This is a genomic window from Erythrobacter sp. SCSIO 43205 (assembly GCF_019904235.1).
Classification (GTDB): Bacteria; Pseudomonadota; Alphaproteobacteria; order Sphingomonadales; family Sphingomonadaceae; genus Erythrobacter.
Window position 1 is genome coordinate 2,292,458 of sequence record NZ_CP063202.1, and the last position, 21,146, is coordinate 2,313,603.

Annotated in this window: 22 protein-coding genes; 10 read left to right on the plus strand and 12 right to left on the minus strand. The window is 57.5% G+C overall.

The annotated features are described in order from the left end of the window. The first annotated feature begins 79 nt into the window (after window positions 1-79). The 3 genes from purF to INR77_RS10825 all read left to right on the plus strand — a co-directional run bounded on the left by purF (window position 80) and on the right by INR77_RS10825 (window position 2,812). The gene (gene purF / locus INR77_RS10815) at window positions 80-1,600 is read left to right on the plus strand and encodes an amidophosphoribosyltransferase (protein WP_223071065.1); all 1,521 of its coding nucleotides are present in this window, start codon (window positions 80-82) and stop codon (window positions 1,598-1,600) included. Between the two features lie 12 nt (window positions 1,601-1,612). Then, a complete protein-coding gene (locus INR77_RS10820) occupies window positions 1,613-2,326 on the plus strand; it encodes an SDR family NAD(P)-dependent oxidoreductase (protein WP_223071066.1) in 714 nt (237 codons plus the stop codon). Between the two features lie 138 nt (window positions 2,327-2,464). Continuing rightward, entirely contained in the window at window positions 2,465-2,812 is a 348-nt protein-coding gene (locus INR77_RS10825) for a PilZ domain-containing protein (protein ID WP_223071067.1), read from the plus strand. Between the two features lie 44 nt (window positions 2,813-2,856). Here INR77_RS10825 and INR77_RS10830 read toward each other — a convergent pair whose 3' ends face one another. From INR77_RS10830 to INR77_RS10840, 3 genes are all read right to left on the minus strand, one after another. Continuing rightward, window positions 2,857-4,050 (minus strand): serine hydrolase domain-containing protein, encoded by a 1,194-nt coding sequence (locus INR77_RS10830; RefSeq protein WP_370632211.1) that lies wholly within the window; start codon window positions 4,048-4,050, stop codon window positions 2,857-2,859. Between the two features lie 91 nt (window positions 4,051-4,141). After that, window positions 4,142-5,533: a deoxyribodipyrimidine photo-lyase gene (locus tag INR77_RS10835; protein WP_223071068.1), complete on the minus strand. Its 1,392-nt coding sequence runs from the start codon at window positions 5,531-5,533 to the stop codon at window positions 4,142-4,144. Between the two features lie 15 nt (window positions 5,534-5,548). Beyond that, entirely contained in the window at window positions 5,549-6,625 is a 1,077-nt protein-coding gene (locus INR77_RS10840) for a metal-dependent hydrolase (RefSeq protein WP_223071069.1), read from the minus strand. Window positions 6,626-6,689: 64 nt separating this feature from the next. Here INR77_RS10840 and INR77_RS10845 point away from each other — a divergent pair, with 64 nt between their 5' ends. Together INR77_RS10845 and INR77_RS10850 are read left to right on the plus strand one after the other, a co-directional pair. Beyond that, window positions 6,690-7,634 carry an alpha/beta hydrolase gene (locus INR77_RS10845; protein ID WP_223071070.1) on the plus strand — a complete coding sequence of 315 codons (945 nt, stop codon included), beginning with the start codon at window positions 6,690-6,692 and terminating at the stop codon, window positions 7,632-7,634. Further along, window positions 7,635-8,123 (plus strand): RNA pyrophosphohydrolase, encoded by a 489-nt coding sequence (locus INR77_RS10850; RefSeq protein WP_223071071.1) that lies wholly within the window; start codon window positions 7,635-7,637, stop codon window positions 8,121-8,123. 21 nt (window positions 8,124-8,144) lie between these two features. On the opposite strand, the gene INR77_RS10855 is transcribed toward INR77_RS10850, so the two are convergent. The 6 genes from INR77_RS10855 to INR77_RS10880 form a co-directional block, all read right to left on the minus strand. Continuing rightward, window positions 8,145-8,819 (minus strand): glutathione S-transferase family protein, encoded by a 675-nt coding sequence (locus tag INR77_RS10855; protein WP_223071072.1) that lies wholly within the window; start codon window positions 8,817-8,819, stop codon window positions 8,145-8,147. Between the two features lie 24 nt (window positions 8,820-8,843). Next, complete coding sequence (locus tag INR77_RS10860) at window positions 8,844-9,350, minus strand: lipopolysaccharide assembly protein LapB (protein ID WP_223071073.1); 507 nt, start codon at window positions 9,348-9,350, stop codon at window positions 8,844-8,846. An 89-nt stretch (window positions 9,351-9,439) separates the two neighbouring features. Continuing rightward, window positions 9,440-10,621 (minus strand): RsmB/NOP family class I SAM-dependent RNA methyltransferase, encoded by a 1,182-nt coding sequence (locus INR77_RS10865; protein WP_223071074.1) that lies wholly within the window; start codon window positions 10,619-10,621, stop codon window positions 9,440-9,442. A gap of 102 nt (window positions 10,622-10,723) precedes the next feature. Continuing rightward, a complete protein-coding gene (gene guaB, locus INR77_RS10870) occupies window positions 10,724-12,178 on the minus strand; it encodes an IMP dehydrogenase (protein ID WP_223073530.1) in 1,455 nt (484 codons plus the stop codon). A 100-nt stretch (window positions 12,179-12,278) separates the two neighbouring features. Then, window positions 12,279-13,751 carry a M20/M25/M40 family metallo-hydrolase gene (locus INR77_RS10875; RefSeq protein ID WP_223071075.1) on the minus strand — a complete coding sequence of 491 codons (1,473 nt, stop codon included), beginning with the start codon at window positions 13,749-13,751 and terminating at the stop codon, window positions 12,279-12,281. Further along, complete coding sequence (locus tag INR77_RS10880; protein ID WP_223071076.1) at window positions 13,748-14,527, minus strand: 3-hydroxybutyrate dehydrogenase; 780 nt, start codon at window positions 14,525-14,527, stop codon at window positions 13,748-13,750. Before INR77_RS10880 ends, INR77_RS10875 begins: the two co-directional genes overlap by 4 nt. Window positions 14,528-14,651: 124 nt before the next feature. Between INR77_RS10880 and INR77_RS10885 the strand changes: the two genes are divergently transcribed. Beyond that, complete coding sequence (locus INR77_RS10885; protein WP_370632213.1) at window positions 14,652-15,545, plus strand: neutral zinc metallopeptidase; 894 nt, start codon at window positions 14,652-14,654, stop codon at window positions 15,543-15,545. Then, window positions 15,526-16,077, plus strand: coding sequence for a hypothetical protein (locus tag INR77_RS10890; protein WP_223071077.1), 552 nt, complete (start codon window positions 15,526-15,528; stop codon window positions 16,075-16,077). Before INR77_RS10885 ends, INR77_RS10890 begins: the two co-directional genes overlap by 20 nt. A 76-nt stretch (window positions 16,078-16,153) precedes the next feature. On the opposite strand, the gene INR77_RS10895 is transcribed toward INR77_RS10890, so the two are convergent. Together INR77_RS10895 and INR77_RS10900 are read right to left on the minus strand one after the other, a co-directional pair. Next, window positions 16,154-17,818 carry a M56 family metallopeptidase gene (locus tag INR77_RS10895; RefSeq protein ID WP_223071078.1) on the minus strand — a complete coding sequence of 555 codons (1,665 nt, stop codon included), beginning with the start codon at window positions 17,816-17,818 and terminating at the stop codon, window positions 16,154-16,156. Then, window positions 17,815-18,198: a BlaI/MecI/CopY family transcriptional regulator gene (locus tag INR77_RS10900; protein WP_255573748.1), complete on the minus strand. Its 384-nt coding sequence runs from the start codon at window positions 18,196-18,198 to the stop codon at window positions 17,815-17,817. The genes INR77_RS10895 and INR77_RS10900 overlap by 4 nt, the downstream gene beginning before the upstream one ends. A 141-nt stretch (window positions 18,199-18,339) precedes the next feature. Here INR77_RS10900 and INR77_RS10905 point away from each other — a divergent pair, with 141 nt between their 5' ends. From INR77_RS10905 to INR77_RS10915, 3 genes are all read left to right on the plus strand, one after another. Then, entirely contained in the window at window positions 18,340-19,917 is a 1,578-nt protein-coding gene (locus INR77_RS10905) for a peptidylprolyl isomerase (protein WP_223071079.1), read from the plus strand. Between the two features lie 100 nt (window positions 19,918-20,017). Then, window positions 20,018-20,257: a type II toxin-antitoxin system ParD family antitoxin gene (locus INR77_RS10910; protein ID WP_223071080.1), complete on the plus strand. Its 240-nt coding sequence runs from the start codon at window positions 20,018-20,020 to the stop codon at window positions 20,255-20,257. Further along, a complete protein-coding gene (locus tag INR77_RS10915) occupies window positions 20,254-20,547 on the plus strand; it encodes a type II toxin-antitoxin system RelE/ParE family toxin (RefSeq protein WP_223071081.1) in 294 nt (97 codons plus the stop codon). The genes INR77_RS10910 and INR77_RS10915 overlap by 4 nt, the downstream gene beginning before the upstream one ends. 11 nt (window positions 20,548-20,558) lie before the next feature. Here the strand turns inward: INR77_RS10915 and INR77_RS10920 are convergent, their stop codons facing one another. Next, window positions 20,559-21,134, minus strand: coding sequence for a hypothetical protein (locus INR77_RS10920; RefSeq protein WP_223071082.1), 576 nt, complete (start codon window positions 21,132-21,134; stop codon window positions 20,559-20,561). Window positions 21,135-21,146: the final 12 nt, after the last annotated feature.

Sequence of the window (21,146 nt, forward strand, 5' to 3'; positions counted from 1 at the left end):
TTGTAATTGATCGGTAACATCGCCATTGACGCTGCCAACAGCAGGACACCACGCGAGCGGGGCAGCAGGCGAGGAAGCTATGGCATTCACCGATACAGGTTATCTAGCGGGCAATCTCACTCACCCCTTCCTCGACGAGGATGGCGATAAACTGCGCGAAGAGTGCGGGGTTTTTGGTGCAATCAACGCTGAGAAAGCCTCAGCCGCAACCGCATTGGGCCTTCACGCTTTGCAACATCGCGGACAGGAAGCCGCCGGCATCACCAGTTTTACCGGTAGCGAATTCATCTCGCGCCGGGGTCTTGGTCATGTGGCGGAAAATTTTTCCAGCCAGGAAGCGATTGACGAACTTCCAGGGACAATGGCGGCTGGCCATGTGCGCTATTCCACCACCGGCGGCGCAGGGCTTCGCAATGTGCAGCCGCTTTACGCAGAGCTTGCCAGCGGCGGCTTTGCGATTGCGCATAATGGCAATATTTCCAACTCTCTTGCTCTTCGCAAGGATCTGGTTGGCAAAGGCTCAATCTTCCAGTCGACCTCTGACACCGAAGTCATCATCCACCTTGTCGCGACCTCGCGCTATCCCACGGTGGCCGACCGCCTGATTGATGCGCTGCGCTTGGTCGAGGGCGCTTATGCGCTCATCGTAATGACGCCAGAGGGCATGATTGCCTGCCGCGATCCGCTCGGCATCCGTCCGCTGGTCATGGGCGAAATGGTGAATGGCGACGGCAGCAAAGCGGTTCTCTTCGCCAGCGAAAGCGTCGCCTTCGACGTAGTGGGTGCACAGTTCATCCGCGAGGTTGAACCGGGTGAAATGCTGCAAGTGGGCTTCGACGGCGAGATCAAGAGCATCCGCCCCTTCGGCAGCCCTGCCCCTCGCCCCTGCATTTTTGAGCACGTTTATTTCAGCCGCCCGGACAGCACATTTGCCGGGCACAGCGTGTATGAAGCGCGAAAAGCCATTGGGCGCGAGCTTGCGATAGAATCCCCCTGTGATGTCGACCTGATCGTGCCCGTGCCCGACAGCGGCGTTCCTGCCGCTATTGGATATGCGCAAGAATCAGGCGTGCCTTTTGAGCTTGGGATTGTGCGTTCACACTATGTCGGGCGCACCTTTATTCAGCCATCGGACGGCGCGCGCGACAGCTCTGTCAAGCGCAAGCACAATGCCAACCGCGCTCTGATCGAGGGCAAGCGGATCGTGCTGATTGACGATTCCATTGTGCGCGGAACCACCAGCCTGAAAATCGTGCAGATGATGCGCGATGCAGGCGCGAAGGAAGTGCATTTCCGCGTCGCCAGCCCGCCGACCGCGCATTCGTGTTTCTATGGCGTCGATACGCCGGAGCGACACAAGCTGCTCGCCGCGCGCATGGAGATTGAGCCCATGCGCGAATATATTCAGGCCGACAGCCTTGCCTTTATCTCGATCAACGGGCTTTACCGTGCGGTCGGATCGAAGAAGGGCCGCAACAAGGCTTGCCCGCAGTTTTGCGATGCCTGTTTTACCGGCGACTATCCAACCTCGCTCACCGATCTGAACAACACGCAGGAAGGCAGCGATGAGCTCCCTTTTGCTGATCCACGAGCTGCTTGAGATTCTACAACCATGACCGATACGAAACCACTTTCGGGGCAAACCGCCCTTGTTACTGGCGCAAGCCGCGGGATTGGCGCGGCCACCGCGATTGCCCTGGCGCAAGCAGGCGCACACGTGATTATCACCGCGCGCAAGGTCAAGGATCTGGAAGCGGTCGAAGACAAAATCCACGAGAGCGGCGGCACTTCCACCATCGCGCCGGTCGATCTGATGGAGCCCGATGCCATCGGTCGTCTGGCCAATGCCATTGCCGGGCGCTGGGATACGCTTGATATTATGGTGATTTCAGCAGCTTATCTGCCAGAGCTGACCCCGCTTAGCCAGATTGACCCCAAACAGTTCAACACAGCGATCCTGACCAATGTCGTTGCGACACAGGCGCTTCTGGCTGGGTTTGATCCGCTTTTGCGGCGCTCCAAAGCGGGCAAGATCATTGGCCTTACCAGCAGCGTTGGCGCGAGCCCCCGCGCCTTTTGGGGGGCCTATGGATCGACTAAAGCCGCCTTCGACAATCTGCTCGACACCTACGGGCAAGAGGTTGAAAAGCTTTCGGAACTGCGCGTTGCTATCGTTGATCCGGGTGCCACGCGCACCGCCATGCGCGCACGCGCATATCCGGGTGAAAACCCCGATACGCTCAAAGGTCCAGAAGTGGTCGCAGAGCGCATTGTCGCTCTTGCCAGCGAAGGCTTTGAAACCGGGCACCGCGAGCGTGTCGATTGATTGAAATCGCCCGCTAGGACGCGAGGGCATTAAGACCGATTTAACCACAGTCTTCAAGATTCTTTCAGGAATAGGCGTGGCATACCGCGTGCGTGTATCGAGCCGTATACTGACTGAAGGAAGGTTTGAAGACGCGCTATGCCGACCGCAGACAAAAGCTATCTCACCGCAGCACAAGAAGATCGCTGTTCACCGCGCACGCGCCTGGTGATCCCTGCTTCCTTGCGCGCGTCAGGTGGCCGCGCCTTTCAAACCAATGTGCAAGACCTTTCGATCTCCGGCTTTTCAGCCAATTCGATTAACCGGATGCACGAAGGCCAAATGTGCTGGCTCACCCTGCCCGGCCTTGAATCGCTTCAGGCGCAGGTCGTGTGGTGGGAAAACTGCATCGTCGGCTGCGCGTTTGAGGAGCTTTTAAGCCCCATCGTGCACGACAACATCCTGATGCGTTATTCCAGCACGGGTGTTAGCCGTCCGATGATCTAAGCATGGGGGCGCCGGATAGCGCCCCTCGCGCAAAATCTTCCCGCTTAATCCAACGCCGCAATCCGGTTCGCAATATCGCGCCAGCTTGCGCGGTAATCATTGCTGGTTGCGGTGGGCCAATTGCTCACCACGGTGAGCACCAGTTCCTCCTCCGGAATGATGGTGATCGACTGGCCAAAGATACCTTGCGCACCATATCCTTGCGGATAGGTCCACCACTGGTAGCCATAGCCAAATCCCGTATCGCCAAAATCAACAAGGCTGTCGCCTGCTTCAGCAAACCAGCCGTCAGGAACCGTATCGCCGCCCCCTTCGAGAGCGAAAATTCCCATACGGGTGTAATCGCCAAGGGTCAGTGACAGGCAGCATCCCCCAATGCTTCCCCCGCGGGTATCAGACATCCAGAACATCTGGCTTTCAAACCCGGCAGGCTCGACGATTTTCTCTTGCGCATATTCAGCCAATGACAGGCCGACAGCGTTTTCGACCACCATGCCGATCAGGTTGGTTTCGCCGGTTTTATAAAGCCATTTGTCACCCGCAGGTGCCTCACGGCCCAATCCCTTAAGCTGTGTGACCATCGCCTCTGACCCATATTTCACCATGAAGTGGTTCATCTGCGCGACGTCGCTATTGGGGTCTGTGTAATCTTCGTTCCACGCCACACCGCTGGTCATGGTTGCGATCTGCCGCACGGTTACGCCATCGTAAGAAGAGCCTTTAAGTCCAGGCACATAGGTAACGACATTGTCATCGAGGCTTGCGATAAAACCATCATGCACCGCCGCGCCCAAAAGCGTCGAGGTAAAGCTTTTCGCGACCGAAAAACTGGTCCAGCGTTGATCAGGCCCAAAACCGAGGCCGTACTCTTCAAACCGAACGCCGCCGTTCTGGTAAACCATCACACCTGCTGCATTGGTCTTCGCCATAGCTGCGCGAATGTCGGCGGCGAGATCTTCGGGAAGTGGCTCCCCTTTGGTAAGCGCACGTGGCGAAGTGCTGGCAGGCACTTCTTTACCCGGAAACCAATTTTCCATCTCACGGAAACGTGCGGAACGTTCTTCATCGCTCCAGAATAACACTTGCAGTTCAGACGGATCGCGCGCCGGTGGCTCAACATTGACCGCGCGTGCCAAAGGCGCTGGCGTGTCCTCAAACCCTTCCGCTGCGCCATATCCGCAAGCGGAAAGTGCAAGGCTGGCAGCGCCTAAGCCCAAGAATTTTGCGTATTTCATCATCGTCCTCTCTCACTCGGCGTTCGCGAGCATATTATTGCACGCTATTCTCACGCGAAGTTGCAAGAGGCAAGCACCGCTGCGCAATCTTCCCCTAGCCGTCCTTCATCGACTTGTAGGCAGAAAGCGCGCGTTCGCGTCCTTCCTTGTGAGCGATCATTTTTGATGGGTACGCTTTTGGAAGGCAGCCGTGCTCTTCAGGATCGTGGATGTAAGGCTCATCCAGATCGGCAAGTTCAGGCACATATTCGCGAATGTAGCCAGCGGCATCGAATTTTTCCGACTGAGTCAGCGGCGCCATGATGCGTGAGAACATATTGCTATCAACGCCCGTGCCTGCGTTCCACTGCCAATTGACCGCGTTTGAGCCGTAATCGGCATCGACGAGGCAATCCCAAAACCATTGCTCACCGTGGCGCCAGTCAATCAACAGATGCTTGATCAGGAAGCTCGCCGTTATCATCCGCACGCGGTTGTGCATCCATCCGGTCTGCCACAGCTGGCGCATACCGGCATCAACAATGGGGTAGCCGGTCTTGCCCTGCTGCCATTTCTTGAGGTCCTTGGCGGCTTTCTCATCGCTATCAGGATCGCGCCATTTCAGCTTGTCGTAATCCTCCCGGTAATTCTCGGTCGCATAGGCCGGGTTGTCGCAGATGACGTTGGCTGCATAATCGCGCCAGACAAGCTCGCTTTCAAAACTGTCCCAGCCATCCGAGCGCTTGTGCTTCAGCGCGTGCCAGACCTGCACCGGGCTGATCTCGCCGAAGTGCAGATGAGGGGAGAGGCGCGAGGTCTTGTCGACGCTGGGGAAATTGCGCTTGTCTTCATAGTCGGCGACGTGGTCTTCCCATTCTTCCAGCCGATCATGCGCGGCCTTTTCGCCAACGTCCCAAAAGTCAGCAATGCCGCCTGACCAATCGGGTTTGGTCGGAAGGAGGTTCCAATCCTCTAACTCGTCCGAAGCGGGCCAATCATCGGGCGAGGACAGCGTTTCGGGCTCCGGCAAACAATCGCGCGGGGGCAGAACCTGTTTGATCGCTTTATAGAACGGCGTGTAGATTTTGTACGGATCGCCAGAGCCGGTCGTCACATGGCCTGCGGGGAAAAGATAGACGCCATCGTAAAGCTGTAGGTCGACTTCGTCCTTGAGCTTCTTCTGCGCCTTTCTCCACCATGGTTCATAGTGAGTGTTGGCGTGGATTGTCTTGGCACCCACGGCATTGGCGACCGTTGTCAGCTCCTCCACCGCATCGCCGCGCCTAAGGATCAGCTTGGCGTTACGCACGCCAAGGCTTTTGCTCAGGCTCTCAAGCGAATGATGCAGCCACCAGCGCGAAGCACCGCCCATCTTATGATGATCGGGCGCTTGATCATCGAGCACATAGACGCACACGACAGGCCCGCGCTTGGCGGCATGATAAAGGGCGGGATTATCGGCAATGCGCAGGTCGCGGCGCAGCCAGACGATTTGTGTTTCACTCATGCCAGATGAAGCGTTTTACTGTTCGGGTAGTTCCAGCAAATTTCCTTCTTCGTCGAAACGGAGGCTAAACCGGTCTACGGCGTTCGGATCGCGAAAACGCTGATCATAGAGTCGAAAGATGCGAACAGTTGCCGCCTCATCTTCGACGTAGATTTCAGGCATGCGAGACCAAAAAAGAAATTCGGCGACTTGGGAGTTCTTTCCTGCAACATCTCGAACCGCTATTTCCTCATCCAGTCGATACATATCGAGACTATTCCAACGGAGCGGATCTTGCGGGGTGTCCATAGTAAGGGCTTTGGCCGGCCCGTACCGGTTCTGGAGTGCGTAAAATACAGGTCCAGACCCCACCGTATATTCTCCAGAACCAAAGATCGCGCCGCCTCCCTCTTCACTATCAAAATCTTTACGAAAAAGGATTTCCCGTTGCCAGAATAAGAACGGGACTGGACTGCCGACAACCTCTGTCGCTTCTATCTGATAAGCGTGCGCGACAAGTTCTTGCCCGGTATGCTCGGAATGTTCGGTTATCGCCCAATTCACAGCGATATAGCCAAGCATGATGGCAATCCCGGTGCGCGCAATTGGACGTTGATCGCCGCCGGATTTTTCGCGCTTATATCCCCACCAGACAGAGCCAATCAAAAGCGCCCAAAGCCAGACATCAATGATGAAAAGCGTGTCGCCATAAGCCCATGTGGGCGCGAACGGCTCCCAGAATCGGATGCCGTAAACATTGAGCCAATCGAAGAGCGGATGGCTAAGCGCGCCGATAAAGCTCAAACCGTAAAGCCATCCGAAATGCACAGGGAGCCGGCCCTCAGGGCGCTTGCCGCGCTTTGCTTGCCATCGGTCAAAATACCACAATATCCCCGCCAATATCAGCGGCAGGATCACCAGCGCGGGCGGGCCATGCGTGATGCCCCGGCGAAATCCAAGGTGCTCTGTCCCTTCCAGCCAGAAGAAACACGCCGCATCCACATCGGGCAGGTTCGCGCCGATGATAAGCGCGGGCATGGCGAGCCCGGTTTTCCGCTTGAGGCCAGCTTGCCCCATAATTGCGCCGACCAGGCTGTGGGTTAGGTTATCCATTTGCAACTGATTAGCGATGGTGCATATCAGCGTCAAAGAACGATCGACGAGAGAGGCAGATCCCATGACCGATACACCATTCATACGTCCTGATATGAAAGCGTTTCTGGACGCTCTGGCTCAGATTGATGGCCCGGCGATTGCCGATTTGTCGATTGAGGATGCTCGCGCGTCCTATGTGGCTCTGCACGCAATGGCGGATCGTCCAGCGCGTGAGCTTGCGGTGATCAAGGATTTGTCATGTCCCGGCCCTGCGGGTGATATTCCATTGCGCCTTTACGATGCGCGCGAAAGCCGTGAGGCGGGGCCTGTCATCACATTCTATCACGGTGGCGGCTTCGTAATCGGCGATTTGGACACTCACCAAAACCTATGCACTGAAATCGCCGCTCTGATGGATTTGCCAGTGGTCGCGGTCGATTATCGACTTGCGCCAGAGCACCCCTTCCCCGCAGCGATTGAAGATTGCGAGGCGGCGACGCGCTGGATCGCATCCTCGCCTTCGGAATTGGGCCGCGAAGCAAGCGGGATCATCACCATTGGCGACAGCGCCGGAGGCAATGCGACCATCGTCGTCGGGCAATTGCTCGGCGCGAAGCCCGCCGATGTGCCCGTAGTGTTGCAAGTCCCGATCTTTCCCCTCGCCAGCGATGCCAACGGTTCGGCCAGCCTTGAAGAATTTGCCGATGGCTTTGTCCTGACGAAAGCCGCGATTGAGTTCTTTGATGCTGCATACAAAGCGGACCGCGCCGATCCACGCGGCTTCCCCATCTTGAGCGACCATTCAAACGCGCCCCCAACCGTTCTTGCCACGGCCAGCCTTGACCCGATCCGCGATTCAGGGCGCGATTATGGCAAGGCCTTGATTGAAGCCGGGCGCAGCGTCGTCTATCTCGAAATGCAAGGGGTCACCCACTCCTTCACCAATATCCGCGCTGCCGTCCCCAGCACTCAAGCTGATCTGGAACGGGTGATCGCGGCGATGAAATTGATGCTGGATCACGGATAAATGAGCGAACTACCTTACCGCCCCCTGCCTTATCGACTTTGCGCTGGCTTTATGCTGGTGAATGCCGATGGCCTCGTCTTTGTGGGTGAGCGCATCAATAAAAGCGCGCACGGTTTCTGGCAGATGCCCCAAGGCGGCATTGATCCGGGCGAAGACCCTATGACGGCGGCCCTTCGCGAACTCGAAGAAGAAACAGGCGTTCGCGCCGATCAGGTGGAAATCATCGCAGGCGGCGACCGCACTTTCAAATATGACTTACCGCCAGAGCTCTTGGGCCGTGTGTGGAAGGGTAAATATCGGGGCCAAGAGCAATATTGGTATCTTGGCCGCTTTAGCGGGAGCGATGCCGATATTGACCTGAACGCGCACGATCCGGCGGAGTTTCAATCGTTCCGCTGGGTTGATGTGCAGCAATTGCCAGAGCTCATCATCCCGTTCAAACGCGCGGTTTACGAAGAGCTTGTCGAAGAGTTTGCGCCGCTGATCTAACGCCAATCAGAAACGGAAAGCTCAGAAACGAAAGGCGATGTGCGGACGATTGTCCTTGGCGCGCGCTGACTTAAAGCTGTCGAGCGCTTCGATCCGGTCAAACCATGCGTGAATATTTGGATAGCCGCCTTCAAACGTGCCCTTATCCCGCGCGGCGTACATGGAATAGACCAGCGTAATATCGGCGCTCGTCAACTGATCCCCGCCAAAGAAGGGTTGTTTGCCCAAATCCTCTTCCATGAGGTTCAGCAAAGTTGACTTTCGCGGATTGACGAACAGCTTGCGCACTTGTCCGAATACCGATTTCAGCAACGCACTGATCGGCCAAGGGCTGCGGGTTTCGAGAAGGCCGAAGATCATCTCAATACTTTGCAAATTCATCAGCGAGGCTGGCGATGTGTGATACCAGAACAAGTGACGCACACGGTCTTTATGCCCTGCTCCCGGATTGAGCGGGCTTTTTGGATAACTGTCGAGAATATAGTCGATAATCGCATTGCTTTCAGCGAGCACCAGATCGCCGTCGGTGACGACCGGCGCGGTACCAAGGGGCGAAAGCGCCTTGTAATCATCGGGGGCAAGATTGCTCTCAGGGTCGCGATTATAGAGCTTTAGCTCATACTCAGCGCCAAGAGCCTCCAGCAGCCAAAGGATGCGAAAACTTTGCGAATATTCGAGGTGATGAAGTGTCAGCATGGCCGACACGTCTAACGAACGAGTTTAGTTAGTGACAGCGGTTTCTTCGCCCGTTTCCATAACTGTCTCAACCGCAAGGCGCGCGGGCGGGCCGGCGGCAATGCGTTGTTGTAGCGCCATCGTCTCAGGGCAGGTGGCACCGCAAAGGCTTTCGAGACGGGACAAATTGCGCTGAGCTTTCTCAACCGCGCCGCGTTCGACCAATGCTTCACCCTCGCCCGAAATCGCGGCGTAATTGTCAGGATCGCGGTTCAGAGCCTCGCGGTAGTATGCGATTGCTTTGCCCTGAAGCCCATCACGGCGCGCGGCCTCTGCAAGCTCTAAGAAAATCGGCGTGTAGGCCGGGTCCACGGCAAAAGCGGCCTCGAACAAGTCGATTGCGCCCTGCGTGTCGCCATTGGCGAGTGCTTTTTGGCCCTCTTCAATCAAGACAACTGCGCGCGGGTCGGGCACCTTGTCGCTTGCGCTCGTCACACTCGCCGTGGAGACGAGAAAGAGAGAGAGAACAGCGGCAACCGGCGCGAAACGCATGAACAGCTCCTTCAAAGCATTTGGGTCCATCCACGATGAACCGAAAAACGATGGCCCAGATGGGGACGGGTCAACCATAACATGGATGCCTAACACTCCAAGGTGAGCAATGCGACAAAAAAGCCGTCTGTGTCGTCATGGAACGGCGAAAGCCGTGTTCCTTGCCCTCTCGCTTTGCCAATCGGGATCGGAACCTTGGTTGACGACCATCCTTTACGCCGCTGCAAGAACGCCTCGATCCGGTCTGCACCTTCGTCATCGAGGACCGAACACGTAACAAAGGCAAGCGCTCCACCTGGTTTGACCAGATCGGCACCAATATCGAGAACATGATCCTGCAATTGTGTCAGCCGTTTCAGCTCGGCTTCATCCAGTCTCCAGCGCCCCTCGGGCTGTCTGCGCCAGGTGCCAGAGCCCGAACATGGCGCATCGACAAGCACGCGGTCGGCTTTACCAAGCCAAGGGGAGAGAGCTTCACGCTCCGACTTGGGGTTGAGCAGGACGGTGTGATCCACTTGAGCGCCAGCACGCGCGGCACGCGGGGCAAGATTGCCAAGGCGGCGTTTGTCTGTGTCACACGCAACAAGGCTCGCCCCATTGCCCGTCTGCGCAGCGATAGCGAGGGTCTTGCCCCCTGCCCCGGCGCAAAGGTCGATGATCGTCTCTCCTGCTTTCGCGCCGAGAGCCTCGCACACCCATTGGCTTGCATGGTCCTGTATTTCGATCAGGCCGTCGCGATATTCGCGCCATTGCTCAACCTGAGTTCCAGACGGGAAGCGCAAGCCATTGGGCGCAGCAAGATTTTCGCCCCGTTCGGGCAATTCAATGGTTTCGCGGTCAGCCTTAAGCGTGTTGACCCGCACATCCAGTGACGCGCGGCCAAGCAGCGCTTCTGCCTCTTTACCCGTAATGCCGGACGCTTTCAGTTTGTCCATCAACCAATCAGGTGCGGTGCCGATGAATGCGGCCATTTCGCCGCCGCCAATTTTCGCCGGACCATGCTGTGAACCGTCAAACAGCGGGACTAGCGACGCATCTTCGGTGGCGACTGCGAGCATGGCAGAGCGCCCATCGTATGGCACTTCGCCACAAAGGCGGATCGCGCGATAAACAAGATCGCGAACCGCACGCCGGTCTTTTGAACCAGCGTAGCGGCGTTCTTTGAAATAGGCCGAGATCAACCGATCAGCGGGCGCACCTTTGGTCCGCGCGCCTTCGATAATCTGGTCGAGCAGCTCTATCGCGGCTTGAACACGGGCAGCGGGGGTCATTGCATCTGCGCATCCCCGCGGAGGCGGGGATCTCCTTCAATCAAGCGCCATTCAGCACTAGATCCCCGCCTCCGCGGGGAAGCGCCGATGGCTATAGGCCGATCAACGCGTCGGATAATTCGGTGCCTCGCGCGTGATGGCGACATCGTGCACGTGGCTTTCTGAAAGACCCGCATTGGTGATCCGCACAAATTGCGCGCGTTCTTGCAGATCCTTGATGGTTTCAGAGCCAGTGTAACCCATCGCCGCTTTCACGCCGCCAACAAGCTGGTGAATGACATCAGCCGCAGGGCCCTTGAACGGCACCTGGCCTTCGATCCCTTCGGGCACGAGCTTCAAGGCCGATACATCTTGCTGGAAATAACGATCAGCCGACCCGCGCGCCATTGCGCCAACGCTGCCCATGCCGCGATACGCTTTGTAAGAGCGACCTTGATAAAGGAAGACTTCGCCCGGGCTTTCGGTGGTGCCCGCTAGCATAGATCCGACCATGACGGATGATGCGCCAGCCGCAAGAGCCTTTGCCGCATCGCCCGATGTGCGAAGCCCGCCATCTGCGATCACCGGAACGCCCGATTTGGCCGCTTCTTCGGCGCTTTCCATAACGGCGGTCAATTGAGGCACGCCAACGCCCGCAACAACGCGCGTGGTACAGATGGAGCCGGGACCAATGCCCACCTTCACCGCATCTGCGCCGGCGTCGATCAGTGCACGGGTCGCTTCAGCGGTGGCGACATTGCCCGCGATCACTTGAACCGAGTTGGAAAGCTTTTTCACCCGCTCCACTGCGCGGCTCACATCCTGATTGTGGCCGTGCGCTGTGTCGATCACGACGACATCAACCTCTGCATCAACCAAAGCTTCGGATCGCTCAAAACCCTTATCGCCTACTGTGCTGGCCGCTGCCACACGAAGACGGCCCGCAGTGTCCTTGGTCGCATTGGGATAGGTCACCGCTTTTTCGATGTCCTTGACCGTAATGAGCCCGATGCACCGATAGTCATCGTCCACCACAAGCAGCTTTTCAATGCGACGTTGGTGAAGAAGGCGGCGCGCGTCGTCCTGACTGGTGCCAAGGGGAACAGTCGCAAGATTTTCGGTCGTCATCAATTCGCGAACTGGCTGCGCCGGGTTTTCGGCAAAGCGTACATCGCGGTTGGTGAGGATGCCAACAAGCTTGCCGTCCGCATCCGTCACCGGGATGCCGCTTATCCTGTGTTGGTCCATAAGGGCTTGCGCATCGCCCAGCACTGCATCCGGGCTGATGGTGATGGGGTTGACCACCATGCCGCTTTCAAAGCGTTTGACCACGCGCACGGCAGCACACTGTTCTTCGACGCTCAAATTGCGGTGCAGCACGCCAATGCCGCCCAATTGCGCCATGACAATCGCCATATCGGCTTCGGTAACAGTATCCATCGCGCTGGAGAGTACAGGGATATTGAGGGCGATGTCCTTGGTCAGCTTGGTCTTGGTATTCGCCATGCTGGGCAGGACATTGCTTTCCGCCGGGCGAAGGAGGACATCATCAAAAGTAAGGCCGAGAGGGATTTCGATTTGCACGTAGCTAGCTTTCTTTGGCGTGGAGCGATTCGTGCACGTCCCTGTAGGACGCAATCGCTTCACACGCTAGGGGAGGCTTGTGCGTAATCCTCGACTATTGTGACAGGGATGTGTCTGCGGATGTGCTGGCAAGGCGCGTGACCAGTTCTTCATGCAGCAGAAGATCATCGACCGCTCCGCCCATTTCAATCGCACCCACTTCGTCAGTGGGGCTGTGATACCGCGTCGCCATATAAGGGCCGAGCACGATTTCAGAGGCAAAAGCGGTGGAGATCAGGACCGAAGGCACTCCTGCTTCCAGCAACACCCAGCCATCGTGGCGTTTGAGATAGCTTTGCGCAAATTCACGATTGCCCAGTTCCACCCCGCGCTTTTGCACCACCTCTTGAACAATTGCATCAAGCGGAGTTCGTCCCTCGCCCACGAACCCGAAATTGCCGCCCGCAGGCGCCACCGCCACAGAATCGAAGTTGAACGCTGCAACGATGCTCTCCAATGGCACAGGCGGGCTTTCGACGAAGGCCTTTGCGCCCAAAAGCCCTGCCTCTTCCGCGCTGGTCGCAAGCAGATAGATGTCGCGGTCATGCGGGCCATTGGCTTTGAGGCGCGCTGCCAACTCCAGCATCAGCGCTAGACCAGAGGCATTGTCGACCGCGCCATTGCAAATCGGATCAGGCGTCGCTGGCGCACATTCGCCAAAATGGTCCCAATGCGCCATTAGCAGCACCGCGCCAGCCCCCCGCACCGTTCCGGGTATCAGGCCGATAACATTGGCGCTTGTGAACCTGCGCCGGGTCGAATGAACATCAATGGCGATGGTGTTGGGCATCAATTGCCCTCGAAATTCGGGCAAGGCTGCTTTTGTGATAAGACGGTCCCACTCACCTGCTGGAAGCGCTCTTGCAAAGGCGTCGCGGGTAACAAAAGCGTTTAGCCGGTCGCTTTCAACACCCGCCAAAAGCAAGCGCTCACGCTCAAACCGGGCGCGCTCTGTGTTCAATGCCGCTTCGTCGGGCAGAACGGTCAGGATGGCGGCAGGGTGCGCTTCAAATATCCTCTCTCGCACCGCAAGATCGCTTTCGCTTCCCGTCATTACCACAATGCGGCCAGTCATTTCTTCGGGATCAATTTCGTGCGAGCCATCGCCGATAAAGATCACCTCCACCCCGTCGATAAGCACCCGGCTGTCGAGCGAATAGGCCGCGCTTTCGCGCAAAGGCAGGGTCAAGGCGCGGGTAGCGGTGCGAACGGTGATCGTGTGATCGAGCGGCTGGGTGCTGACCAGTTCCACTGGCGCACGCCATTCGCTGCCCGGATCATTGGTGCCAGACTGAATGCCCATCGCCTGCATCCGGCTGATGAGATAGGAGACAGTGCGCTCACCACCCGGTGTTCCCGGTCTGCGCCCGCCAAATTCGTCGCTGGCCAACACTTCGATATCGCGCAACATCCGCGTCGCCGCCGCATCACGCTGTGCCTGAAGGTTTGGACCGGCAGGTGTCCCGGCGCAGGCAGAGAGCGCTGCGCAAACTATGGTAGCAAAAAGAAGGCGACCCAAAGGCGTCATTCGGCGGTCCAGCCTCCGTCGATGCTCCAGTTCGCGCCGGTCACATTAGAGGCCGCATCGCTGCACAAGAAAACTGCCATTGCGCCCACTTCTTCGGGTTGAACAAATTTCTTAGTCGGCTGCTTTGCAAGAAGAACGTCATTCATAACCTCTTCGCGCGTCATTGAGCGCGCCTGCATCGTATCGGGGATCTGCCCCTCCACCAGAGGCGTCCAGACATAGCCCGGAGAGATGCAATTCGCCGTCACTCCGCATTGCGCCAATTCGAGCGCAATCGTCTTGGTAAAACCATCAATTGCGTGCTTGGTCGAAACATAAGCGCTCTTGAAAGGCGAGGCTTGCTTGGAATGTGCGCTGGCGGTGTTGATAATGCGGCCCCAGCCCGCCTCCTTCATCGCGGGCACGGCGAGGCGCGTGGTATGGAACACAGCCGACAGATTAAGCGCGACTATCGCGTCCCATTTCTCGACCGGAAAATCCTCCACAGGCGCAACGTGCTGCATCCCGGCATTGTTGACGAGAATGTCGATGGGTCCGACTTCTTCCATCATCGCTTCAATTGCAGCTGGATCCATCAGGTTCGCGCCATTGTGAACAGCGTCCAATTCCTCGCACAAACGGGCGATCTCGGCTTCCTCGCCAAAGCCATTGAGCACGACCTCAGCCCCCGCGCCATGAAGAGCGCGTGCAACGGCAAGTCCGATGCCCGAAGTTGATCCGGTCACCAGCGCGCGTTTCCCCTGTAAATCAGCAACTAAACTGTTCTGTTTGTGCATTGCGAGCTATTCCCAAAAGTGTACGGTGTGTTTGCCTTTCATTGCCTCGCAGCAAGCTCGTGTCCAGCGAATTGCGAAGCGAGATGGCAGGTGTTGGAGCGTCCCTTTGACGAGGCTATCGTCGATGGGCCTTGCAAAGGGGAATTTGAACGTGCGGTTGGGCCGATACGATACTTCAAAAATCAAAGTGCGCACAGGCGGACGCGGTACAGGTCGCGCTGGCAAGGCGGGCGGGATTGGCTGCGGCACGATTGTGATCGCAATCATTGCTGCCCTCGTCTTCGGGGTTGATCCGATGCAGACGATTGGCGTCATGCAAGGCATGGATGGCTCATCGTCTCAGGTCAGCCAGCAACCTCAGTTGAGCGAGGATCAGCTTTGCTCCACCGGCCCTTACGCCGATGAAGCGTGCCGCGCGGTTCAGAGCCTCAATGAAACGTGGGAGCCGATTGTGCGCCAGGCGGGCATACGCTTTGAGCAACCTGAACTGGTGCTCTACCCTCCCGGCCCGATTTCCACGCAAGGATGCGGCAATGCCAGCTCGGCCGCAGGGCCGTTTTATTGTCCCGCCGACATGGGCATTTACATCGAAACAGGCTTTTTTGACCAACTCGCGCAAATGTCGGGCACCAGAGGCGATTTCGCGCGTCTTTACGTCATGGCGCACGAATATGGTCATCATATCCAGAACTTAACCGGAATGTCCGCGCAGGTCCGCAGCGCTCAGGCGCAGAACCCGCGTCAGGCTAACCAGTTGCTTGTGCGCCTTGAACTTCAGGCCGATTGTTACGCAGGGGTCTGGGCAGGCCAGAACCGCAACCTTCTCGATCCGGATGATCTGGGCGAAGGGATGCGCGCGGCCTCCAGCGTGGGGGATGACACGATCCAGCGCCGTGCGGGTCAGCGCATCAATCCCGAAGGATTTACTCATGGCACCAGCGAGCAGCGCATGGAAGCGCTGAGGCGGGGTCTACAAAGCAGCGATGCAGGAGCGTGTGATGTCTATTTCAACAGTTAAGTCCGTCCTTTTTGGCGCGGCTCTCGCAGCCGGTTTGCCGTGCGCTGCGGCGCACGCCCAAGTGAACAGCGAGCCGGACGCGATGGATGTCGCGCGCACCCCGCTGGAAGACTTGAACATTGATGCCGAGGATCTGCCCGACATTCTCGTCAAAGCAGCAGGCAACCCTTACAGTGTTGAAGGGTTAGCGGCCTGCAATGATCTGGTCACGGAAATCGCGGTCTTGGACAACACCTTGGGACCAGACTTCGACCTTCCCCAAGAGGAACGCGACCGGATCAGCGCCGGGCGTATCGGCAAAAGCCTGGTCGGATCACTTCTCCCGTTTCGCAGCATTTTGCGCGAGGTGACGGGCGCTGCGAAAAGGAAAGACGAATATGAGGCTGCTGTAACCGCAGGCCTTGTCAGACGCGCTTTTCTGAAAGGCGTAGGTTTGGGAAGAGGCTGCGCATATCCTGCCCGTCCGCGCGATATGGCCAATGTTCCTGCGCCAAATCCAGAGGTTGAGCTTGAACAGACCGGCGGCGAGTAAACGCGCTTTTTTCAAGACATGAGAAACGGCGCCGGAGTTATCCTCACAGCGCCGCTCCCCCTCTCCCAATCAAGTTCTAGCGAGCGTTGTCAGACCAGCGGTCAATCGCGCGGTCGATTTCGCGCAGCGCGGCCTTGCGCGCCTGTTTGCTTAGGCCGGTGTCGTTCTTGATGTCTTCGCGCGCCTCTTTAAGGCCTTCAAGCGCGGTAGCCATCACCCGCTTTTGACAGATTTTAACAACGCGCGTCCCGTCGCCAAGCTCGCTTGTCGTTGCGACCTCACTGTCTGAGCCATCGCAACTGCTCTCAACGCGCACCTTGGCATGACCCTCGCGGTCCATTTCGACCTCAACCTCGGCCATGGCGGTTTCGATGATCTGAGGCAGGTCTTCAAGAACGCGGTTCGCCTCTTCCAGCCCCGCGCGCACGCCGGTCATGATCTCTTCGATCTGCTCTTCGCTCAGCTTTCCATCGGCATCGGTTTCGATGCTGCGGCGGATGCGCATTTCGCGTTTGACTTGGCCTTCGCCGTCCGGAGCATCTGCCATTTCGCGTTTGACGATAACGCGCACGTTTTTCTCTTCGCTGTCCTCATCATTCTTTACGACAAAAACGCGCTCTTCGTGTGTCCCGCCATCGATTGCGGCGTCGGGGTCAATGGTCGCCATCTGCTCATTGACGACGAATTCCTGCACAAGCTCCTGCGGCGCTGATTGGGTCTGCGCTCCTTGTGAAGGCTCGCTCGCGGCATAGCTGATTGAGGCGGTGAGCGGCAGGGCAATCACGCCTGCGCCAAGCAAGGCCCTACCAGCAAGGCGCTGTTTTCTATTCGTGTTTTCCATTTTCAGGCTCCTCAATCGATGAATAATAGATTTCTCGCCCAGCACCGGGCACGCCATGGGTGCGGTCAGGGCATGGGCGGGTGATCTTGCCGACCCTGCGGCAAAACTGACGATAAGGTTGGCGTAAATCTCGCGGGTGCCCCGCTTGGCATTGGCCATCACACGCGCATCGCAGGCCGCCTCCTGATCACGGCGCAGCGCCAGCCAGCCATAACGGCCAAGCGGGTTCCACCAATGGATCGCAAACAGCGGTTGAACGAGGATATTGACAAGCAGATCGCGGCCTCGGTGATGCTCGAGCTCATGTTCAAGCGCCAAGTCACGCAATGCGCGATCAGGCTGCGCGAGGAACCCTTGTGGCAAGGCGATAACCTTGTCGATCACGCCAAAGGCAAGCGGTGCGTTGGTGCCCGGCGTTTCAATGAGGCGCACCTTACCGCAGCGGCCCATTTCGCGCGCACCGTCCAGCAATTCACTACGAAGGCGAAAATAGGCCGAGAAACGAAGCACAAGAAACAGACCAGCGCCAACCAGCCAAAGGCCAAGCGCGGGGCCAACAAGCTGGCTGAAATCGAATGCCAGCACCTGCCCGACAATTGGGTTCGCCAATTCCTCAGCCCGGACAGGCGAAAGCGCGGCCTCCTCTGCCAAGGCAGAAGGTTGCAGGGTCTTAATCGGTGCCTGTGCGAGAGGTTCGCTGACCTGTGAGGCGGCAGGCTCACTCACCTGCATCCAAGCAGGTAACTCAATCGGGGGGAGGAACAATCGCAGCGCGGGCAAAGCCCACAAGGCATAGGCGATTTGCGGCCCGAAGTGGCGCGCCACAGGACGACGCACCAGCAGCACGAATGCAATCAACACCGCTGTCCAAAGAAGCGTTTCGATCATCCAGTGCGTCATGATTTAAGCTCCTTCAAAAGAGCCTCAATCTCGCTCACGTCCTCCTCGGTCAGTGCCTCTGTTTGCGCCAGATGCGCGACCAGTGACGCAGCGCGGCCGCCGAAAAGGCGATCAACAAGACGGCGCGATTCCCCGCCGACATAATCAGCGCGCGCGATCAAGGGCGAATAAAGGAAGCGGCGCCCGTCAGGCTTTGCCTCAATCGCGCCCTTTTGAACAAGGCGCGAGAGCAGCGTCTTGACCGTCGCAAGGCTCCAATCGCGGGTCTTGCACACGGTGTCACATACCTCGGAGGCGCTTGCCGTGCCGTGGTCCCAAAGGGCCTCCATCACGGCGTGCTCTGCCTCGCTTATGCGTTCTGGTTGATCGGTCTTTTTCAAAACAGCCTCCCCATCCAACAATCAGGGTAACGATTACAGGTGTAGTCACATCGACTACGGCTGTAAACATTGCTGCCACATGAATGGGCCCGTTTGATGCTTGTTTCTCGGCGAAGGACCAATATCCTAGGACGAATGACATTGAGACGATTTCTTACCGCTGCGCTTTCTGGCGTCATTTCTCTTGCGCTTGGGCTGAGCCTGCCCGGTCCCGCTCATGCGCAAGATGAATTCTTCGTCGAAACACAGCCGGTTGACCTCAACGAAAGCGACCCTTCGCAAAACCAAGTGGGCGAGCTTATCTTTCGTGGGGGACTCGACATTGATCCGGGCGAAGAGGACATCGGCGGCATCTCCGGCCTCACATGGCACAATGACCGTTTGTTTGCCGTGGGTGATGATGGGCATTGGTTCTCAATCCAACCGGATGAGATCAACGGCACGCTTATCGACCTTTTGACATTTGAGCGGGGCGAATTGCTCGATGAGCGGGGCAAGCGCTTGAAGGGCAAGGACGAGGCCGATGCAGAGGCGATCTCATTCATCCCGCAACTGGGTTGGTGGATCAGCTTCGAGCGCGAACATCGCATCTCGTACTATGCCGACTTGAATGTTGCGGCACAGTCATGGGCTATTGGCATGGAAGATGCGCCGCCGCTTCCCTTTCGCATTCGCGAAACGCTTGAAAGCAACAAGGGAATAGAAACATTGGCCCATCATTCGCGGGGTATGCTGGCCTGTGAAGAGCGCTTCGATCCTGATATGAACAATTGCGTGCGGTTCGATCAATTTGGCGAAGCCGACTACTTTCAGCTTGCACCTCCCCCCGAACTCGCAGAGCACAGCGGCGCGCCCACTGATGCTGCGTGCAAGGAGGATGGCACCTGCTTCGTCCTGTTCCGCAGCTATCGAGAGGGCGAAGGCAATCGCGCGGCTATCGTCAAACTGCCAATGGAGGGCGAACCAGAAGTGCTCGCGGTGCTCACCCCTCCCCTTACCCTCGACAATTTTGAAGGGCTGGCGGTGCGTGAGCAATTTGGGAAAACCTTCCTCTATATCGCCTCCGACAACAACTTCTCTGACACACAGCGCAACCTCCTGATGAAGTTTGAGGTGATGACGAAAGAGCAATTGATCGCGGCAACCCCAGAGCCCGAAGTGAATTACGAGACGAAAGACGTGGTGCTTGAGACGACCAAAGGCGACATCACCATCCGCCTTGAGGTGGAGCGCGCGCCGATCACTGCGGCGAATTTCCTGCGCTACGTTGACGAAGGCCGCTTTGACGGGACGGTGTTTTACCGCGCGATGAAGCTCAATCGCGACCCCATGCCTAATGGTTTGATCCAGGGGGGCACGCAATTTGACCCCAAGCGCATCCTACCCGGCATCCCGCATGAACCAACCACTGAAACGGGGCTTAGCCACACCAATGGCGCTGTCTCCATGGCTATGCTGGAGCCGGGGACCGCGAATGGCGATTTTTCGATTATGCTGGCTGACCAGATTGGGCTTGATGCCAACCCCGACTCAGACGATCCCACATGGCAAGCGGGCTTTGCTGTCTTTGGCTATGTGATCGATGGGATGGATGTGGTGTCCGCAATCCATGCGGGCGAAGCAGACCCGAACAAGGGCGAAGGCGTGATGGTCGGGCAAATGCTGGCTGATCCGGTCGAGATCGTAAAAGCGCGGCGTGCGGAGAGGGCAGTCGAGTAGGACAGCCTAATCGAGGCGCCCCTTGCGCTGAGACTGCTGCGCGGGCTTTGTAGGATTGATGCGATTGCTGGTGTTACCAATTTATGGTAACGCTTGAGGCATGGGAAAGAATACATCCGTTTCGCTTGGCGAACATTTCGAGGAATACACGCGCAGCAAGGTCGCAACGGGCGAGTATAGCTCGACCAGCGAAGTCATTCGCGAAGCCTTGCGCCTGCACGAAGAACGCTCGGTCTTCAAATCCAAGCTGCTCGAAGCGATTGATGAAGGGCTCGCGAGCCCGATTGATGAGAGCTTCGATATGGATGCGTGGATCAACGAAACTTTCCCAGAGGAATGACCCGCAAAGTCGTCTTTCGCACTGCCGCTAAACGGGACTTGTCTCAGCTTGGCGCGCAATCGGCACGAGAATGGGGCGCCCGTCGAACACGGGGCTATCTTCTGGACCTAGATGCAAAGATTCAGAAGCTGGCTGAGAACCCGATGCTTGGGCATGAGGCAGGACTGGGCCGCGCAGGTGTCCGGCGCATGAACAGCGGGCGACACGCTGTGTTCTATGTGGTTGGTGAGGAGCGCATCGAGATCGTGCGGATATTGCACGTTTCGAGAGATGCTGGGCGTTGGGTTTAGGCTTCCCTTATTCAGTCCAACCTTCGGTCCAGTTCCTGAAGGAATGCCGGCCATTTACTGCCCTCGCGGAAGTTTTCACGTCCCACATTGATCTTGTTGCCCATATGGTCCTTGATCGAAATGAACTGCGCATTCTCGTTATAGGCAGTAAAACCAACGTCTTTGATTGAGTTGTAAGGGATGCGCACTGTTTTAATGCCGTTGTAGCGCGTTGGGCCCTCTACCGCTTGATGGTCAAGCGTAAGCCAGGCTTTTTTGGTCAGTCCGTGCACAACGCCGAGCCCGGCGAAGCCAAAGCCAACAAGAGCCGACAGAGCCAAAGCGCCGTAAACCACCCGTGCACCTGTCACATCAAGCGGGATGCGGAAGATGATGAGGCCCCGGCCTTCGATCATTAAAGCAACCAAGAAAGCCACTGCCGCAAGACAGGCCAACCCTGCAAAGAGCGATTTCCATGGATGCGGGGTTACATCGAAATGGATCGTCCCGCCGGCGCCCTGCCCATGAGCAGTTTGACGCACGGCCGGACGAACATTCGGTTGCACAGCGGTTCCCGCCACAAGCCCCTTGCGGCCAAACCCACTCATAATCGCTCCCCT

What these genes read in the sequence shown, in the direction of transcription:
- purF (WP_223071065.1), top strand. Translation starts at nt 80, where the DNA reads ATGGCATTCACCGATACAGGTTATCTAGCGGGCAATCTCACTCACCCC.
- INR77_RS10820 (WP_223071066.1), top strand. Translation starts at nt 1,613, where the DNA reads ATGACCGATACGAAACCACTTTCGGGGCAAACCGCCCTTGTTACTGGC.
- INR77_RS10825 (WP_223071067.1), top strand. Translation starts at nt 2,465, where the DNA reads ATGCCGACCGCAGACAAAAGCTATCTCACCGCAGCACAAGAAGATCGC.
- INR77_RS10830 (WP_370632211.1), bottom strand. Translation starts at nt 4,050, where the DNA reads ATGATGAAATACGCAAAATTCTTGGGCTTAGGCGCTGCCAGCCTTGCA.
- INR77_RS10835 (WP_223071068.1), bottom strand. Translation starts at nt 5,533, where the DNA reads ATGAGTGAAACACAAATCGTCTGGCTGCGCCGCGACCTGCGCATTGCC.
- INR77_RS10840 (WP_223071069.1), bottom strand. Translation starts at nt 6,625, where the DNA reads ATGGATAACCTAACCCACAGCCTGGTCGGCGCAATTATGGGGCAAGCT.
- INR77_RS10845 (WP_223071070.1), top strand. Translation starts at nt 6,690, where the DNA reads ATGACCGATACACCATTCATACGTCCTGATATGAAAGCGTTTCTGGAC.
- INR77_RS10850 (WP_223071071.1), top strand. Translation starts at nt 7,635, where the DNA reads ATGAGCGAACTACCTTACCGCCCCCTGCCTTATCGACTTTGCGCTGGC.
- INR77_RS10855 (WP_223071072.1), bottom strand. Translation starts at nt 8,819, where the DNA reads ATGCTGACACTTCATCACCTCGAATATTCGCAAAGTTTTCGCATCCTT.
- INR77_RS10860 (WP_223071073.1), bottom strand. Translation starts at nt 9,350, where the DNA reads ATGCGTTTCGCGCCGGTTGCCGCTGTTCTCTCTCTCTTTCTCGTCTCC.
- INR77_RS10865 (WP_223071074.1), bottom strand. Translation starts at nt 10,621, where the DNA reads ATGACCCCCGCTGCCCGTGTTCAAGCCGCGATAGAGCTGCTCGACCAG.
- INR77_RS10875 (WP_223071075.1), bottom strand. Translation starts at nt 13,751, where the DNA reads ATGACGCCTTTGGGTCGCCTTCTTTTTGCTACCATAGTTTGCGCAGCG.
- INR77_RS10880 (WP_223071076.1), bottom strand. Translation starts at nt 14,527, where the DNA reads ATGCACAAACAGAACAGTTTAGTTGCTGATTTACAGGGGAAACGCGCG.
- INR77_RS10885 (WP_370632213.1), top strand. Translation starts at nt 14,652, where the DNA reads ATGGGCCTTGCAAAGGGGAATTTGAACGTGCGGTTGGGCCGATACGAT.
- INR77_RS10890 (WP_223071077.1), top strand. Translation starts at nt 15,526, where the DNA reads ATGTCTATTTCAACAGTTAAGTCCGTCCTTTTTGGCGCGGCTCTCGCA.
- INR77_RS10895 (WP_223071078.1), bottom strand. Translation starts at nt 17,818, where the DNA reads ATGACGCACTGGATGATCGAAACGCTTCTTTGGACAGCGGTGTTGATT.
- INR77_RS10910 (WP_223071080.1), top strand. Translation starts at nt 20,018, where the DNA reads ATGGGAAAGAATACATCCGTTTCGCTTGGCGAACATTTCGAGGAATAC.
- INR77_RS10915 (WP_223071081.1), top strand. Translation starts at nt 20,254, where the DNA reads ATGACCCGCAAAGTCGTCTTTCGCACTGCCGCTAAACGGGACTTGTCT.
- INR77_RS10920 (WP_223071082.1), bottom strand. Translation starts at nt 21,134, where the DNA reads ATGAGTGGGTTTGGCCGCAAGGGGCTTGTGGCGGGAACCGCTGTGCAA.